At 59.0% G+C, this 14,969-nt stretch carries 17 protein-coding genes and 3 tRNA genes; 9 read left to right on the top strand and 11 right to left on the bottom strand.

Translation table 11 applies throughout. From position 1 onward, the window contains the following. Positions 1 to 43 precede the first annotated feature (43 nt). The 5 genes from UB90_RS19835 to UB90_RS19815 form a co-directional block, all read right to left on the bottom strand. Positions 44 to 439, bottom strand: coding sequence for an acyl-CoA thioesterase (locus UB90_RS19835; protein WP_005622856.1), 396 nt, complete (start codon positions 437 to 439; stop codon positions 44 to 46). A gap of 146 nt (positions 440 to 585) precedes the next feature. Continuing rightward, a tRNA-Asp gene (locus UB90_RS19830) sits at positions 586 to 662 on the bottom strand. An 85-nt stretch (positions 663 to 747) separates the two neighbouring features. Next, positions 748 to 824 (bottom strand) — tRNA-Asp (locus UB90_RS19825). Between the two features lie 82 nt (positions 825 to 906). After that, positions 907 to 983: transfer RNA gene (locus UB90_RS19820), tRNA-Asp, on the bottom strand. A 155-nt stretch (positions 984 to 1,138) separates the two neighbouring features. Continuing rightward, complete coding sequence (locus tag UB90_RS19815; protein WP_065324921.1) at positions 1,139 to 1,792, bottom strand: winged helix-turn-helix transcriptional regulator; 654 nt, start codon at positions 1,790 to 1,792, stop codon at positions 1,139 to 1,141. Positions 1,793 to 1,889: 97 nt separating this feature from the next. Between UB90_RS19815 and UB90_RS19810 the strand changes: the two genes are divergently transcribed. Beyond that, the gene (locus tag UB90_RS19810; RefSeq protein WP_065324922.1) at positions 1,890 to 2,615 is read left to right on the top strand and encodes a DUF1428 domain-containing protein; all 726 of its coding nucleotides are present in this window, start codon (positions 1,890 to 1,892) and stop codon (positions 2,613 to 2,615) included. A gap of 140 nt (positions 2,616 to 2,755) precedes the next feature. Here UB90_RS19810 and queF read toward each other — a convergent pair whose 3' ends face one another. The 4 genes from queF to queC are packed head-to-tail and all read right to left on the bottom strand — an operon-like array spanning position 2,756 to position 4,995. Beyond that, positions 2,756 to 3,220, bottom strand: coding sequence for a preQ(1) synthase (queF, locus tag UB90_RS19805; RefSeq protein WP_009179268.1), 465 nt, complete (start codon positions 3,218 to 3,220; stop codon positions 2,756 to 2,758). A 16-nt stretch (positions 3,221 to 3,236) separates the two neighbouring features. Next, complete coding sequence (gene queE, locus UB90_RS19800) at positions 3,237 to 3,944, bottom strand: 7-carboxy-7-deazaguanine synthase QueE (protein ID WP_065324923.1); 708 nt, start codon at positions 3,942 to 3,944, stop codon at positions 3,237 to 3,239. Beyond that, a complete protein-coding gene (gene queD, locus UB90_RS19795; RefSeq protein WP_065324924.1) occupies positions 3,941 to 4,294 on the bottom strand; it encodes a 6-carboxytetrahydropterin synthase QueD in 354 nt (117 codons plus the stop codon). The genes queE and queD overlap by 4 nt, the downstream gene beginning before the upstream one ends. Further along, positions 4,294 to 4,995 carry a 7-cyano-7-deazaguanine synthase QueC gene (gene queC / locus UB90_RS19790; protein WP_065332069.1) on the bottom strand — a complete coding sequence of 234 codons (702 nt, stop codon included), beginning with the start codon at positions 4,993 to 4,995 and terminating at the stop codon, positions 4,294 to 4,296. Before queC ends, queD begins: the two co-directional genes overlap by 1 nt. Positions 4,996 to 5,273: 278 nt before the next feature. Between queC and nirK the strand changes: the two genes are divergently transcribed. Beyond that, a complete protein-coding gene (gene nirK, locus UB90_RS19785; protein WP_065324926.1) occupies positions 5,274 to 6,422 on the top strand; it encodes a copper-containing nitrite reductase in 1,149 nt (382 codons plus the stop codon). 72 nt (positions 6,423 to 6,494) lie between these two features. Then, a complete protein-coding gene (locus tag UB90_RS19780; RefSeq protein ID WP_065324927.1) occupies positions 6,495 to 7,361 on the top strand; it encodes a formylglycine-generating enzyme family protein in 867 nt (288 codons plus the stop codon). On the opposite strand, the gene hemN is transcribed toward UB90_RS19780, so the two are convergent. Continuing rightward, entirely contained in the window at positions 7,349 to 8,704 is a 1,356-nt protein-coding gene (gene hemN / locus UB90_RS19775) for an oxygen-independent coproporphyrinogen III oxidase (protein ID WP_065324928.1), read from the bottom strand. The two genes, UB90_RS19780 and hemN, sit on opposite strands and share 13 nt — an antisense overlap. 269 nt (positions 8,705 to 8,973) lie before the next feature. Between hemN and UB90_RS23335 the strand changes: the two genes are divergently transcribed. After that, the gene (locus tag UB90_RS23335; protein WP_081285624.1) at positions 8,974 to 9,183 is read left to right on the top strand and encodes a 5-formyltetrahydrofolate cyclo-ligase; all 210 of its coding nucleotides are present in this window, start codon (positions 8,974 to 8,976) and stop codon (positions 9,181 to 9,183) included. Between the two features lie 158 nt (positions 9,184 to 9,341). Beyond that, positions 9,342 to 10,037 carry a Crp/Fnr family transcriptional regulator gene (locus UB90_RS19765; protein ID WP_065324930.1) on the top strand — a complete coding sequence of 232 codons (696 nt, stop codon included), beginning with the start codon at positions 9,342 to 9,344 and terminating at the stop codon, positions 10,035 to 10,037. An 11-nt stretch (positions 10,038 to 10,048) separates the two neighbouring features. Here the strand turns inward: UB90_RS19765 and UB90_RS19760 are convergent, their stop codons facing one another. Continuing rightward, positions 10,049 to 10,303 (bottom strand): DUF1858 domain-containing protein, encoded by a 255-nt coding sequence (locus UB90_RS19760; protein WP_065324931.1) that lies wholly within the window; start codon positions 10,301 to 10,303, stop codon positions 10,049 to 10,051. Positions 10,304 to 10,428: 125 nt separating this feature from the next. On the opposite strand from UB90_RS19760, the gene UB90_RS19755 reads away from it, so the two are divergent. From UB90_RS19755 to UB90_RS19740, 4 genes are all read left to right on the top strand, one after another. After that, positions 10,429 to 10,881 (top strand): c-type cytochrome, encoded by a 453-nt coding sequence (locus UB90_RS19755; protein ID WP_039983672.1) that lies wholly within the window; start codon positions 10,429 to 10,431, stop codon positions 10,879 to 10,881. 65 nt (positions 10,882 to 10,946) lie between these two features. Beyond that, complete coding sequence (locus UB90_RS19750; protein WP_065324947.1) at positions 10,947 to 12,290, top strand: cbb3-type cytochrome c oxidase subunit I; 1,344 nt, start codon at positions 10,947 to 10,949, stop codon at positions 12,288 to 12,290. A gap of 2 nt (positions 12,291 to 12,292) precedes the next feature. Further along, positions 12,293 to 13,087, top strand: coding sequence for a CbbQ/NirQ/NorQ/GpvN family protein (locus UB90_RS19745; RefSeq protein ID WP_065324932.1), 795 nt, complete (start codon positions 12,293 to 12,295; stop codon positions 13,085 to 13,087). 4 nt (positions 13,088 to 13,091) lie between these two features. Continuing rightward, a complete protein-coding gene (locus UB90_RS19740; RefSeq protein WP_065324933.1) occupies positions 13,092 to 14,969 on the top strand; it encodes a nitric oxide reductase activation protein NorD in 1,878 nt (625 codons plus the stop codon).

Raw genomic sequence — 14,969 nt, 5'->3', positions numbered from 1 at the left:
ACCTAATGATCAGACGATACGATCATTAAAATAAGCGCGGCTCTTATTCCTCTGCGCGCAGCACTGGCCTTGGGCGCGCGTGGTCATCCAGCGCCACGAAGGTAAAGATCGCTTCGGTCACCTGCTGGGTCTCTTCCTGATGACGGGCCCGCCGCCATGCTCGGACACGTATTCGCATCGAGGTCCGCCCGATTTTTAGCATCTCCGCATAAAGCGAGACCTCATCGCCAACCAGAACCGGGCGGTGAAACTGGATCTCTTCGACCGATACGGTCGAGGCCCGTCCTTTTGACACCCGCGCAGCAATGGTGCCTGCGGCAAGGTCCATCTGGCTCATCAACCAGCCACCAAAGATATCGCCCGCCGGGTTAGTGTCGGTCGGCATAGCAATCACGCGGATTGTGGGTTGGGTTTCAGGAGGGCTTTCTGGCAAAGACATGGGCTGGCTCTCATCTGTGAACGGATGGCTGGGGTCATCCCCACTGTGTCGCCAGCGCCCGCACAGGAAAAGGCAAAACCGCAGTGATCGCGCCTTGAGGCATCAAATGCCTGTGTTTTGAGAGCTTCAAAGAGAAAGGGTGAAAGTGGCGCGGTTGACGGGGCTCGAACCCGCGACCCCCGGCGTGACAGGCCGGTACTCTAACCAACTGAGCTACAACCGCGCATTTTCAGTGCTGACCTCTGCCAGCAGGCTCCCTCCGGGACGGTCCTGATGCCTTGTGACAGGCCCCACAGGCGGGGTGAAAGTGGCGCGGTTGACGGGGCTCGAACCCGCGACCCCCGGCGTGACAGGCCGGTACTCTAACCAACTGAGCTACAACCGCACTTTCATTGCTGACCTCAGCCAGCAGGTTCCCTCCGGGACGGTCCTGACCCTCCTAGGAGGCCCCTCAGGCAGGGCAACAGTGGCGCGGTTGACGGGGCTCGAACCCGCGACCCCCGGCGTGACAGGCCGGTACTCTAACCAACTGAGCTACAACCGCTTGCTGTTGCGTCCAGCACCGTGGCTGAACGTTGGGGTGTAATATTCGCAGGTCGCGGGGGGCGTCAAGCGCAGAAATGCCATTTTCCGGGCTTTCCACTGAAAAAAATGGCGGTTTTGAATAAGAGACTGAAAATCTTGGAGAATACCCCGCGATTAAGTCTTTCCGAGCTGAAACAGCGCCAGAAACTCCTGCGCGGCCTCCATGTCACCGCTGACAGTGACCATATTGGCCGCCACAAGGTCCGGCAGCGGCCTTGCACCATAGACCGCAGCCGCTATTGTGTTCCCCGTCCCCGTGATCACAAACGGGGCCTGCGGCGGGATCACAAAGCGGGTTTCAAGAGCCGCGCCGTCCAGACGCATCTCAAACGCCTCATCGGTGAAATCAAAGCCAGCAGTCAGGCAGCAGCCGGTGGCGCGCTCTTGGATCAGGTTCACCCCCATAGAGATCATCAGGGCAGACGGGCTGATGAATCGCGAAGGGTCATGTCCCGGCATCATCAGCGCCCAGCGGCACAGGGATTCCAGCACCGGCAGCAGGCCCCGCCCCTGCCCGCTCAGGGAATAGACCCCAAGCCGGGTGTCATGCAGCACCACGCCGATTTCCGCCAGTTGCGTCAAACGCCCGGTGAGCACGCTCGCGGTGATCCCCGGCAGACCGGCGCGGATCATCTGGAACCGCTTGGGCGTAAACATCAATTCGCGCACCACAAGCAACGCCCAGCGGTCGCCAATCAGGTTCAGCGCATGCGCCGCAAGGCAACCTTCGTCATAGCGCACACGTTTGGGTTTTGCCCGTTTAGTCACTTTTTTATACTTTCAGTTGTTTTTTCATACTATCGCTGACACGCTAGAGCCGCAAGCAGGGATTCGCCTGCCTGTTCATTTTGAGAGGTGATAAAACATGAGCTATTACACAGGTGCGCTGGTCGGGGTTCCGACGGCCAACAAGGACAAATATCGAGAACATGCCAAGGCCGCCTGGCCGCTGTTTCGCTCCTATGGCGCCTTGCGCATGGTTGAGACCTGGGGCAGCGATGTGCCAACTGGAAAAGTCACCGATTTCTATCAGGCCGTAGCTGCGCAGGACGATGAAACGGTGGTGTTTTCCTGGATGGAATGGCCCGACAAGGCGACTGCGGTTGCCTCATGGCAGAAGATGGAAAACGACCCCGCCATGAAAGATCTGCCTGAGATGCCCTTTGATGGCTCTCGCATGATCTTTGGTGGCTTCTCCCCGCTCTTTGCGGCCGGCGACACGCCCGACACCGGCTATTATCAGGGCTTCCTGCTCGCCGTGCCAGAAGCCAACAAATCGCAGTATGAGGCCATGATCGAACCGATCTGGCAGATGTTTCACAGCGGCGGTGCGTCTAGTATTACCGAAGTCTGGGGCACAGACATCCCCAAGGGCCAACGCACCGATTTCTTCCGTGCAACCAAGGCAGAGGACGGCGAGGTTCCGGTCATCGGTTGGACCACATGGCCGGACCGGGAAACCTATCTAAACGCCATCAAAATGATGAATGAGGACAAGGACAATCCCGACATTCCCGAAATGCCTTTTGACGGCATGCGCATGATGTGGGGCGGGTTTGAGCCTCTGCTTGACTATCGCGCCGAGACCTGACGCGCCCTGCTGCCCTGCGCCGCCCTTCTGTAGGGCGGCGTTTGCTATTTCATATCAAACGGCCCGACCACGCAACTTGCACCAACCGCGCACGCCGTTGCTACGGTCTGTCCGCGACACGTAGGGTCAATGTGCGACCCTCAGCCCCGGCCTCGGTAAGGCGGCACGCCTTGATCGGGAATCCATACGCCTTCTGGCAGTGGTCCTGTCTGCCAGAACACATCGATCGGGATGCCCCCGCGCGGATACCAGTAGCCACCAATCCGCAACCATTGGGGGTCGAGGAAATCGGCCAGACGGCGCGCAATAGAGATCGTACAATCCTCGTGAAACGCACCGTGGTTGCGGAATGATGTCAGGAACAGTTTGAGCGACTTCGACTCGACGAGCCAAGGACCTGGAACATAGTCGATCACCAGATGGGCAAAGTCCGGCTGACCGGTCATTGGGCAGAGCGAGGTGAACTCGGGCGCGGTGAAACGCACGTTATAGGCCACATCGGCCTGCGGGTTTGGCACGCGCTCAAGTTCCGCCTCTTCGGGGTTGGCGGGGATGCGGGTCTCGCCGCCGAGTTGCTTGAGGTTGCTGTAGATATCTTCGGACATCAGAGTCTCCATCACGTCAGACACCGCGCTTATTGCCCCAGATCAGGACATGCAGTTGCGGCAGGATACGGGGGGCGAACCAGCCATCGGCCATCGCTTTTTCAGTGAGCCAGCCGAGACGGTTGGCCAGTGTTTGCAGGTCGACCGGGGTCGCGGGATCCACCTCGGGATTGCCGGGCTGAAGATAGAGGGCAAGATCGCTGTGGCGTCTGTGGACCTCGCGCGCCCACTGGTAGTCGGTCTCGTCGAATATCACGATCTTCATGACCTGCTGTCGCGCGCCAGCACCGATGGCGCGGCAGCTGTCGAAGGCATCCCAGTCCACGTTCTCGCCGCTTGATGGCGGCTTGGGCGATAGAACCAGCGTGTCAAGTTCGGCAAACCACGGCCGGGCGATAGAGCCTTGGGTTTCGCAGGCAAACCGGTAGCCAGCTGCCCTGCCCTTGGTGATGAGCGGGCCAAAATCCTGAATGGCGGGATTGCCCCCGGACAGCGACACCGTCAGGGGCTGCCCGCCCGAGAGCTTGTGTACCTTGGCCCAGACAGCATCGGTCTCCATCGGTGCCCAGCTATGGCGATACTGGGTCTCTACAGCATGCAGGGTGTCGCACCAACTGCACCGATAATCGCAACCGCCAGCACGAACAAAGACGGTGGGCTCTCCGATCAACGCGCCCTCGCCCTGAATGGTCGGGCCGAATATCTCGGCAATACGCAGGGTCATGGCCGGTATTCCGCCCATGTTTTTGGCGTTTCGCTGACCAGCACGGCACGGGTTTCGGGCCAGCGCGCGGCGCACCAGTCATGGAAATGTTTCGCCATGTTCTCCGCCGTCGAGGAGCCCTCCAACACATCGTTCAGATGCCGGTGATCGAAGGTGTCATCGATATAGGTCTTGAGCGGCTTCAGATCGTGGTAATCGCGCACAAATCCCTCGGGGTTGAGGGTTTCGGCGGCCAGTTCGACCACCACGATATAGTTGTGCCCATGCAGGCGCGCGCATTGGTGGTCGTCGGGCAAATGGCTCAACTGATGGCTGGCCGAAAAGTGGAATTCCTTACGAATGCGAAACATCAGCTTTCCCCTCGCGTGGCGAGCGCCGTGATCCAATACTCCGGGTCAGCATAGGTGGTGGGGTCATTGACCCCGGCCAGATGAAAGGCCTCACGCCGCTCTACACAGGTGCCGCAGCGCCCGCAGTGGAACGCGCCACCTTTGTAGCAAGACCACGTCTCGGCAAAGGGCGTGCCATGCTGCGCGCCCTGACGGACGATCTCGGCCTTGCTGTGTTCAACAAAGGGCGTGTGCAGCCGGACATCGGCATACCCCTCCAACGCCGCCTGCTGCATGGCGTCGAAAGCGCGCGTAAAACCGGGACGGCAGTCTGGATAGATAAAGTGATCGCCGCCATGCACGGCGGTGGCCACGGCCGCATCGCCCTGCGCCGCAGCGATGCCAAAGCCGATCGACAGCATGATCGCATTCCGGTTTGGCACGACGGTGATTTTCATCGTTTCTTCGGCGTAATGCGCGTCGGGCACGTCGATATCGTCGGTTAAGGCGGAGCCTGTCAGCGCTCCACCGATGCCGCGCATGTCGATCAGGTGGAACGGCACGCCGAGCCGCTTGGCAGCCGCTTCGGCAAAGTCGACCTCCTTGCGGTGACGTTGGCCATAGTCGAAGGAGACCAGCCGGGTGAGCTGATGCTCATTGGCTGTGATATGCGCAAGCGACACGGAATCGAGTCCGCCTGAGCAGATGACAAGTGTTTTCATTTTGGGGCCCTTGTTTTGATGTCCGGGTAGGCTGCGACCGGATGGCGGGGCTTATTGCAGATCTCGCACAGATTGCAAGCGGCGCCGGTTCTGCATCACGATGTTCTGGGCTTAGACACCCGGTGGAGCAAGAGGAGTTGCTGATTAAGTTGCCCGCCACAGAATGAATTGCTAACAGAACGTAACCTCATCAAAGGTTGTCCCGGATCAACGTTCACATCCCGATCTCCATATACCTTCCAAGCAAAACCAAAGATGCATGGAAAGGAGATCAGGACATGCTTACCAGACGCGCCGCGCTTATTGGGGCCGCAGGGATTGCAGCGATACCAGTACTTCATAAGGCCGCTCAAGCAGAGGAGATCATGGACACATCCATGGTACCCCCTGCAGATCTATCAAAGCTCAATCGGGTGAAACGTAAATTGGTGCGCCCTCCGATGGTTCACGCGCACGAGCAGGTGGCCTCGACAGAGCCGCAAATCATCGAATTCGAGATGCAGATCATAGAGAAAGAGATCGAGGTTGATAGCGGAGCCTATCTGCAGGCCATGACCTTCAACGGGTCGGTGCCCGGACCACTGATGGTGGTTCACGAAGGCGATTATGTTGAGCTCACGCTCTACAATTCTCCTGAAAATCTCATGCAGCACAACATTGATTTCCACTCAGCAACCGGTGCCCTTGGCGGTGGTTCTCTGACACTGGTCAATCCCGGTGAAAAGACGACATTGCGGTTCAAGGCAACACGTCCGGGCACCTTCGTCTATCACTGTGCGCCGGGTGGCCCCATGATCCCGTGGCACGTCGTCAGTGGGATGTCGGGCGCGATCATGGTGCTGCCTCGCGATGGTCTGAAGGATCACAATGGCACCCCGGTCCGCTATGATCGCGTGTTCTACATCGGCGAGAATGACTTCTACATCCCGAAGGATGAAAACGGAGAATACAAACGCTTTGAAGATGTCGGAGAGAGCTATCCCGACACGCTTGAGGTTATGAATGGCCTCATCCCGAGTCACGTGGTGTTCAACGGTAAGGTCGGCGCGTTGACTGGTGATAACGCATTGCACGCATCACAGGGCGAGAAGGTTCTGTTCGTACACTCGCAAGCCAATCGCGACTCTCGTCCGCATTTGATCGGCGGACATGGGGATCTGGTCTGGGAAACCGGGAAATTCAACAACCCACCGGAGCGCGACCTTGAAACCTGGTTCATCCGCGGCGGGTCTGCTGGGGCAGCGCTTTACGAGTTTTTGCAGCCGGGCGTTTACGCCTATGTGAACCACAACCTGATCGAGGCGGTAAACCTAGGCGCAACCGCGCATGTCGTGGTGGATGGCGAATGGAACAATGACCTGATGGAGCAGGTCGAAGCACCAACGGCCTATGACGCTGCCTATGAAGGTAAGACCGCACTCCCATAACCCGCAGGTTTTATCAAAGAACAAGGTCGGCCGGCACGATCGGCCGGCTTTGAAGCGCTTGGGAGATCACCAATGAAACCATCACTCAAGAGTGTTGTTGCCACAAGCCTTGTGGTTTTGATTGCACTGGGTGCCGCGGTTGTGACCCGCGCGCCCTCCCCCAGCCTGTCACCAGAGGTGGACCTCATTGAGATTCCAAGCGGGCGCATCAGCTATCGTCCGTTTGGCAATTTTGTCGAGAATGGAAAATCACGCTCACCACGTCCCTACGAGATTGAGGTCGCGGGATTTTCCATCATGAAATACCAGGTCAGTCGCCGCGAATACGCAGCCTGTGTCGCCACTGGCGCTTGCCCCCCGGTGCCAACAATGGGCGGCGATTATCCGCAAACCCACGTAAACTGGAAAGACGCCCGCGCCTACGCAACTTGGTACTCCCGCAAGACCGGCGAGAACTGGCGCCTGCCCAGCGACATGGAATGGCAGCTGGCCGCAGGCGAACGCTATGGGGATGCCGCCCCTGACACCCGAGAGATGGATCCCGGACAACGTATGCTGGCCCAATACGCGGCAGGAACTTTACTGCGTGGAACCGCCAGTCCTGCGTTGCGCCCGGCGGGCGGATTTGGCCTCAACTCGCGTGGTATTGCAGATATATCCGGCAATGTCTGGGAATGGACCGATGGTTGTATGCAAAGTGGCTCATTGCACCCGGACGGCACCGTTCGAGAGAGCGAACCCTATTGTTGGGTTCGCATTGCGGGCGGCATCCACCGCGCGGCAATCGTCGATTTTGTTCGCGACGCCAGCGTCGGCGGCTGTGCCGTGGGGCTGCCACCGGATCATCTGGGATTTCGACTGGTTCGGGAACAGGCTGAGGCTCCCGAATCTTGGTGGCGATCTTTGTGGCAAAGGATGCGCCCCGGTCAGGACGCCTGACTGTAGCGCCCGTTCATCGGTGCATAGGCATCAAAACAGCTGGCGATGATCCGCGTCAGCGCCCGGCCCTCTGGCAGTATTTCAAACCCATCGGGCCGGATCTGAACCATGCCGTCGAAACGATCAATCACGAGGGCGGTTTCTGGTCGCAACGCTTCCACAAGAGCTCCGAATTCTCTGGACAGCTCCGCGAGATCCAGCTGGAAATCACACATGATCATCTCGATGGCGCGGGCGCGCAACAGGTCTGCGTCGCTCAGTATGTGGCCCCGCGCTCCAGCCAGTTCTCCCGCTTTGATACGCTGGACATAGGCCGCAGTGGCGGATGCATTCTGGATATAGCCGGTGGGAAGTCGCGACACCGAAGACGCGCCCAACCCAATTAGGGTGGAGCAGCTATCATCTACATATCCTTGAAAATTCCGCCGCAACCGCCTTGTTTCCATGGCACGTGCCAACCCGTCATCAGGCTTGGAAAAATGATCAATCCCTATGCTGCGGTAGCCAGCCTCCCTGAACCGCGTTGCAGCGTATTCGGCAAGATGAAAACGCTCCACCTCTTTGGGCAAGGCCGTCTCATCGATCAACCGCTGTCGTTTGGACATCCATGGCACATGCGCATACCCAAAAAGCGCAATCCGATCCGGTGCAAGATCCAGCACCTTTGAAACGGTATCATTCAGTCGAGTGATGTCCTGATGTGGCAAACCGTAGACCAGATCGGCATTAAGCGACTGAATGCCAGCCGCGCGCAGATCCTCCACACATTGCTGGGTGACATCAAACGGCTGCAGGCGACCAATCGCGTCTTGCACTTTGGGATCAAAGTCTTGAATCCCGAGCGAGGCCCGGTTCATCCCTTCCTCTGCAAGTGCCGAGATCTTTTGGCGATCCACCATGGTCGGGTCGATTTCCACGGAGAACTCCCAATCCCCGGTCGGCGGGATCACCGCCTTAACCGCTCGAGCCAGCCGTTGGATCAGCTCTGGTGGCAAGATTGTGGGTGTCCCACCGCCCCAATGCATCCGCCCCATGCGCAGGCCCGCAGGCAAGATCTGTTTTAGTAGCGCCAGCTCTTGTTCCAGCGTCGTGATGTAGCTTTCAACCGGGCTGAGCGTCTTTGTCCCCTGCGTGCGGCAGGCGCAAAACCAGCACAAGCGCTCGCAAAACGGGATGTGCAGGTAAACAGATACGGGATCACGGGGATCAAGCGCTCTCAGGGCTTCGGTCTGCTCTATGCTGCCGATCTTAGGCGCAAAAACAGGCGCGGTTGGGTATGAGGTGTAGCGGGGCACCCGTGCCTCAAAAAGGCCATGGGCTCGAAGGCGGTCAATCTGTGTCATGGGGAGACCATGCGCCCAAACGCAGGGCGAGACTTTGCGTGGGCTCAATATCCCGGCTCAATTTTCAAAAAAACACAGTGGACGCAAGGCACACGCGCTCGGGCAATCTCCAGCTATTGGCCAATCAAAGGCGAGCCGGAATTGCGCCCACTGATCAAAGAATTGCACGATGCAGGCACCGAGATTGTTTTGCCGGTGGTAGACGCACACGCGCCACTGGTCTTTCGGCGCTGGATACCTGCAACGCGCATGATGGCGGTGATTGAAACATCCCGGTTCTGCCCACAGACGCGCCCAAACGAACGCCCAACATTCGATTGGCCCCTTGCGCAGGCAGGAGCGCGGATGGCTATCGGCTCGGACAGGGTGGCGGCTACTTTGATCGCGCACTCGCAAACCTAACCCCGGCACCCCATGCAATCGGGATTTGGCTGTTGCAATCCCGTATGGCGACAATCCATCCCAGCCGCATGACATAAGGCGCGACATGATCGTAACCGAGCAGGGGCTGACCCAAGGCTGAGTGATGCAGGAAAGTCGAGCACGCCGGTTTTGGAATTTTCTCAGATGTCCAAACCGTGATTTTCTGATAGGTCGCTGCGCAACAACACATGACTGACGCCAGCATGAGGCCGCTTTGAAACAGCTCGATGAAAGCCTGCTCGCGGGTTTACCCCCGTTCAGTCGCCTGCAGCGCGGAGAAATTCGCGAAATTCTGGATCAGGCCACACCGAAGCGCGTCGAGGCCGGCACCGAAGTCTTTCACGAAGGCCATGACGCAGAGCGGTTCTATCTGCTGCTCGACGGCTACATCCGCGTCGTCAAAGTCACGCCAACCGGCGAGCAAATCATCGCATTGCATATCTCTCCGGGGCAATTGTTCGGCATTGCTCCCGCCCTCAGTCGAGACACCTATCCTGCCACCGCAATCTCTGTGGTCGAATCCATCGCCCTTTCGTGGCCGGTCCGCCTCTGGGCAGATTTCACTGCACGGTATCAGGGGTTTGCGACCGAAAGCTACAAGACCCTCGGTGAGCGGCTCGGCGAAATGCAAAGCCGAATTACCGAACTGGCCACGCAGGCGGTCGAGCAGAGAATTGCAACAGCGCTGCTGCGTCTCGTGAACCAGTCGGGACGCAAAACGGACCAAGGGATCGAGATCGCCTTCCCCATCACACGGCTCAACATCTCGGAGATGACCGGAACCACCTTGCATACCGTGAGCCGCCTGCTCTCGGCATGGGAGCGCGACGGCATTGTTGCCTCACGCCGCAAACATATCGTGATTACAGACCCGCACCGCCTGATGCTGTTGAGTACGCCGGAGAGCTAGACCTCTGATGGTCACGAGCCGGAAGCGCATCGCGCGCCCGGTCGCCGCTGTGGCGGTCGAGCCTTGTCTGGATCACGCAGCATCGCACGGAATGCCTGTTCCCGCAGCCCGTATTCCTCACACGCGTCGATCACAGTGTGAAACGGGGCGATAGGACAGCCCGGGCAGAGCATTTTATAGGCGAGAAACACCGCCACCATCTCCGGCCAATGTGCGAATAAATCTGCAAGCGGCAGATCCGGGTCATCCGGGTCGTGTTTGGCCATCGGTCAGATCCTCCTATTCATACATTCTGCATTCACGAACAGATCCGAACTTTGCGCTTGCGCAACATCTGACACACGTCGGTCACTAAGGGTTGGGTATCCGCAACTGTACTCAGGACCGCGACATGTCAGAGATACTTACCAAATCGCGGGCCAGGAACGTGTTTTACGGAGGCTCCTTGTTCTTCGTTGTCGTGTTCGTGGCCATGACCGTGCATAGCCACCGCTATATCGTCGAGACCTCCACCGCCGGAATGCCGCTCACCGATGAGGTGCGCCTCGGCAAACACGTCTGGGAGCGCGCCTCCTGCATCAACTGCCACACCCTGCATGGCGAGGGCGCATATTTTGCCCCCGAGGTCGGCAATGTGATGACCCGCTGGGGCGTCCTCGATGACCCTGAAGGGGCCTATGAGATCCTTAATGGCTGGATGCAGGCCCAGCCCTCCGGCGTCGAAGGACGCCGCCAGATGCCATTCTTCGATCTCACAGAAGAAGAGACCCGCGCCCTCGCAGAATTCCTGAGATGGGCCGACCAGACCGATACCCAGAACTGGCCCCCCAACGACGCAGGTTGAGGGAGACGCGCAGCAGGCGATCAGATCACCCAGTGTCGGATCGCTGCATGCGCAAGGAGAAAAGCATGAAATATCAATCACAAAAAGTGGCCTACGCCTATTTCTTGGTGGCGATGGCCTTGTTTGCGATCCAGGTCTTGGGCGGGCTACTCGCTGGCTGGATCTACATATCCCCTAACACGCTGAGCGAGCTTTTACCGTTCAACGTCATCCGCATGCTGCACACAAACGCGCTGATCGTCTGGCTGTTGCTCGGTTTTTTTGGGGCCGCCTACTATCTGGTGCCCGAAGAAAGCGAGCGCGAGCTGTTTTCAGCGAAACTGGCCTATATCCAGCTTGCGATCCTAGTGGTCGGCACGCTTGGGGCTGTGGTGTCCTATCTCGTGGGCATCCATGGGGGGCGCGAGTTCCTCGAACAACCGCTTTGGGTGAAATTCGGCATTCTCGTCGCGGCGGTGATCTTTCTGGTGAACATCTCGCTCACGGTTCTGGCCGGACGCAAAACTGCGATCACCAATATCCTGCTGATGGGGCTTTGGCTTTTGTGCCTCTTGTGGGTCTTTGCCTTCATCAACCCCGACAATCTGTCACTTGATAAAATGTACTGGTGGTTCGTGGTTCATCTCTGGGTGGAGGCCACGTGGGAACTGGTGATGGCGGCGATCCTTGGCTACTTGATGCTGAAAATGACTGGCGTGGACCGGGAGGTGGTTGAAAAATGGCTCTATGTCATTGTCGCAACTGCATTGTTTTCGGGCATTCTGGGCACCGGTCACCACTTCTTCTGGATCGGCACACCGGGCTACTGGCAGTGGATTGGCTCAATCTTCTCTGTCTTTGAGGTGGTGCCTTTCTTCGCGATGATGAGCTTCGCCTTTGTGATGGTTTGGAAGGGCCGCAAGAACCATCCCAACAAAGCAGCCCTGCTGTGGTCGCTGGGGGCCTCTACCGTCGCCTTCTTCGGCGCAGGCGTCTGGGGGTTCCTGCACACGCTGCATGGGGTGAATTTCTACACCCACGGCACCCAAATCACTGCAGCACACGGTCACCTCGCTTTTTATGGGGCCTATGTCGCTCTGAACCTTGCCATGTTCACCTATGCGATGCCGCAACTCAGAGGTCGCGCACCCTATAATCAGGTGCTCAACATGGCGTCCTTCTGGCTGATGACCGGTGGCATGTGCTTCATGACCTTTGTGCTGACGTTTGCCGGCACCATCCAGACCCACATGCAGCGCATTGTTGGCGACTACTACATGGATGTGCAGGACCAGCTCGGCCTCTTCTACATGATGCGGTTTGGTGCCGGTGTTGCGGTTGTCCTCGGGGCGCTCCTGTTCATCTACAGCCAATTGGTGGTGCGGCGTGAACTCATCGCGCCCGGCCCAGTCACCGCTCCGGGAGAATGATCATGAACGCTATCAACACTCCAAAAGTCCCGTTCTATCAGGCGGCACATGACGAGGTTTCGGTCTTTGAAATGGCACAGGCCAACCAGTTGCCCGTGCTGCTAAAAGGGCCGACCGGATGCGGCAAAACCCGCTTTGTGGAACATATGGCAGCCCGGCTTGGGCTGCCGCTACACACGGTTGCGTGTCACGACGATCTGTCTGCCGCCGATCTGATCGGGCGCTATCTGCTCAAAGGTGGCGAAACTGTTTGGGTGGATGGGCCACTGACCCGCGCGGTGCGCGAAGGCGGTATTTGCTATCTCGATGAGGTGGTCGAGGCCCGCAAGGATGTGGCCGTGGTGCTGCATCCGCTGACCGATGACCGTCGTCGGTTGGTGATCGACCGCACTGGCGAAGAGCTGGTCGCTCCCAAATGCTTCATGCTGGTGGCAAGCTTCAACCCCGGCTACCAGAACATCCTGAAAAAGCTCAAACCTTCGACACGGCAACGCTTTCTGTCCATTGGCTTTGAATTCCCGGATGCCAAAATTGAAACCGCAGTGGTCGCCGAGGAAAGCGGCCTGGATCATGATCGCGCAGCGGCTCTGGTACGACTGGCGGGGCATATCCGAAACCTCTCGGGTATGGATCTCGAAGAAGGGGTCTCGACCCGGCTGTTGATCTACGCAGCCACGCTGATTGCAAATGGCATGAGCGTGGATCGCGCGCTGGAGGTGGCAATCATCGCCCCCCTCAGTGACGAGGCAGACGTCTGTCAGGCGCTGCGCGACCTCACTGCATCTGTCTACGGGTGACATCATGGTGCACGCGCTTGATCTTCTTGAACCCGAAGAGACCGTGGGCAACCTGTGGCACAATATGGCCACGCGCATCGGGGCTGAACGCCCCGATGCAGAGGTAGCAGTGCGCTACAATGATATGCGCAGCAGCATTGCCACCCTGTTTCGTGCGCTGGGTGGCGACAGCGGCGTGGAGATTCTTGAGGCACCAGCCGTCGCGCTAGAGCACCGAACAGCGCTGCTGCGCCGTCTCGGCACCCCGCGTGAGATCGGCTATGTCGCCAGCTTTGATGGTGAGCGGCTGCGCCTGCCACCGGTGATGGCGGCGTTCCCGACCCCAACTCTCAACCGACAGGCCTATCTGTGGCTCGCGGCCATGGCCGCTCATATTGACCTGCCCAGCGCAGTTGGTGATCCTTATCAGGCAGATCAGGGCGAGATTGCCGCCAACGCACAAGCAGCGGATCGGGCCTTTGCCGCCTGCCCCGGATTGCGCAGCGCCTATGGTGCGCTCTGCGCGCATATCGCGGCCACACGACAGCGCAACAACCTGCCCCGGTTTGAGGCCCGCATCGAACGGATAATACTTGACCAGCTTGGATTGCCCTGCGCTGTTGTCGACCGATGCGATTGCACTGCACCGCGCGGATACCGCCGCTTTCAATCGCTTCCAATCTGGTTGCGCCTGCCCGCAGCACGCACGGGCCGCCCGCCTGCCGCCGACAGTGACCAATTGGACACCGCCAGTGTGGCGATGGCCACCCGCAAGACCGGTCTTCGCGAAGAACGCGAACAGGCCGGTCGCAAGGACAGTTTCATCGTTCACCGGTTCGAGTCGATCCTCTCTTGGGCCGAAAGCCTGAACATCAACCGGATGGTGGATGACGACGATACCGAGAACGCACAAAAAGCGGCGGAGGATCAGGACAACATATCCCTCTCCCAGCAGATGAAACGCGCAGCCTCGCGCCTGCGGATATCGCTCGATCTGTCGCCGCAGGATGCCGAACACGAACGCTTGGCAGCGCGCTATACCTACCCGGAGTGGAACCACCGCCTGGCACGCCACATGCCAGACCATACGCGTGTGCTGGAGGTCGACGCCGAACCCGCCACCGATTTCAGCCCGGACCCGCGTTTGGTGGCACGGGTGCAGCGCCAGTTTGCGCCACTGATGCCGAAACGTGTGATGTTGCCCCGGCAACTGGACGGTGAAGAGTTGGATCTGGACGCGGCTGTGCAATCCCAAATCGACCTGCGCATTGGGCAACAAGGCAGCGACCGTGTATGGCAGACCAACCGCCCCATGGCGCGGGATCTCAGCGTCGCGGTTCTCATTGATTGTTCCCGCTCAACCGAAGCCACCGTGGGCGCACGCCCTGTTATAGAGACCGCCCGCGAGGCACTCGCCGCGCTGGCTGCCGGGATTGCAACCGCTGGAGACCGCCTTGGCATCTGGGGGTTTTCCTCACTGCGCCGGGACCGGGTCTTTCTGACTCGCGCCAAACGCTTTGATGAGCCGATGGATGCGAATATCACCGCCCGGATCGGCAGCTTCACCCCCGGTCACTACACACGGTTGGGTGCAGCGATCCGTCACGCCTCGGCCCAACTGACCCAGGAAGGCAGCGCCCGCCGCCTGCTTCTTGTTTTGACCGATGGCAAGCCCAACGATCTTGATCACTACGAAGGCGTGCATGGCATCGAAGACAGCCGCATGGCAGTGCGCGAGGCCCGCGCGCTCGGGCATGCAGTGCATGCGGTTGTGATCGACGCAGATGGGCAGGACTGGTTTACGCGCATCTTTGGCCGCGCCGGTTTCACCTTGCTGCCAGACCCGGACAGATTGCCCCGCGCCCTGCCCGAGATCTATCAATCCCTCACGATGGAGCACTAA

Origin of the sequence: Tritonibacter mobilis (genome assembly GCF_001681715.1) — a bacterium.
Taxonomy (GTDB): Bacteria; Pseudomonadota; Alphaproteobacteria; order Rhodobacterales; family Rhodobacteraceae; genus Epibacterium; species Epibacterium mobile.
Note: the sequence above shows the minus strand (reverse complement) of the source record. Positions and strands in the feature narration are given on the sequence as shown.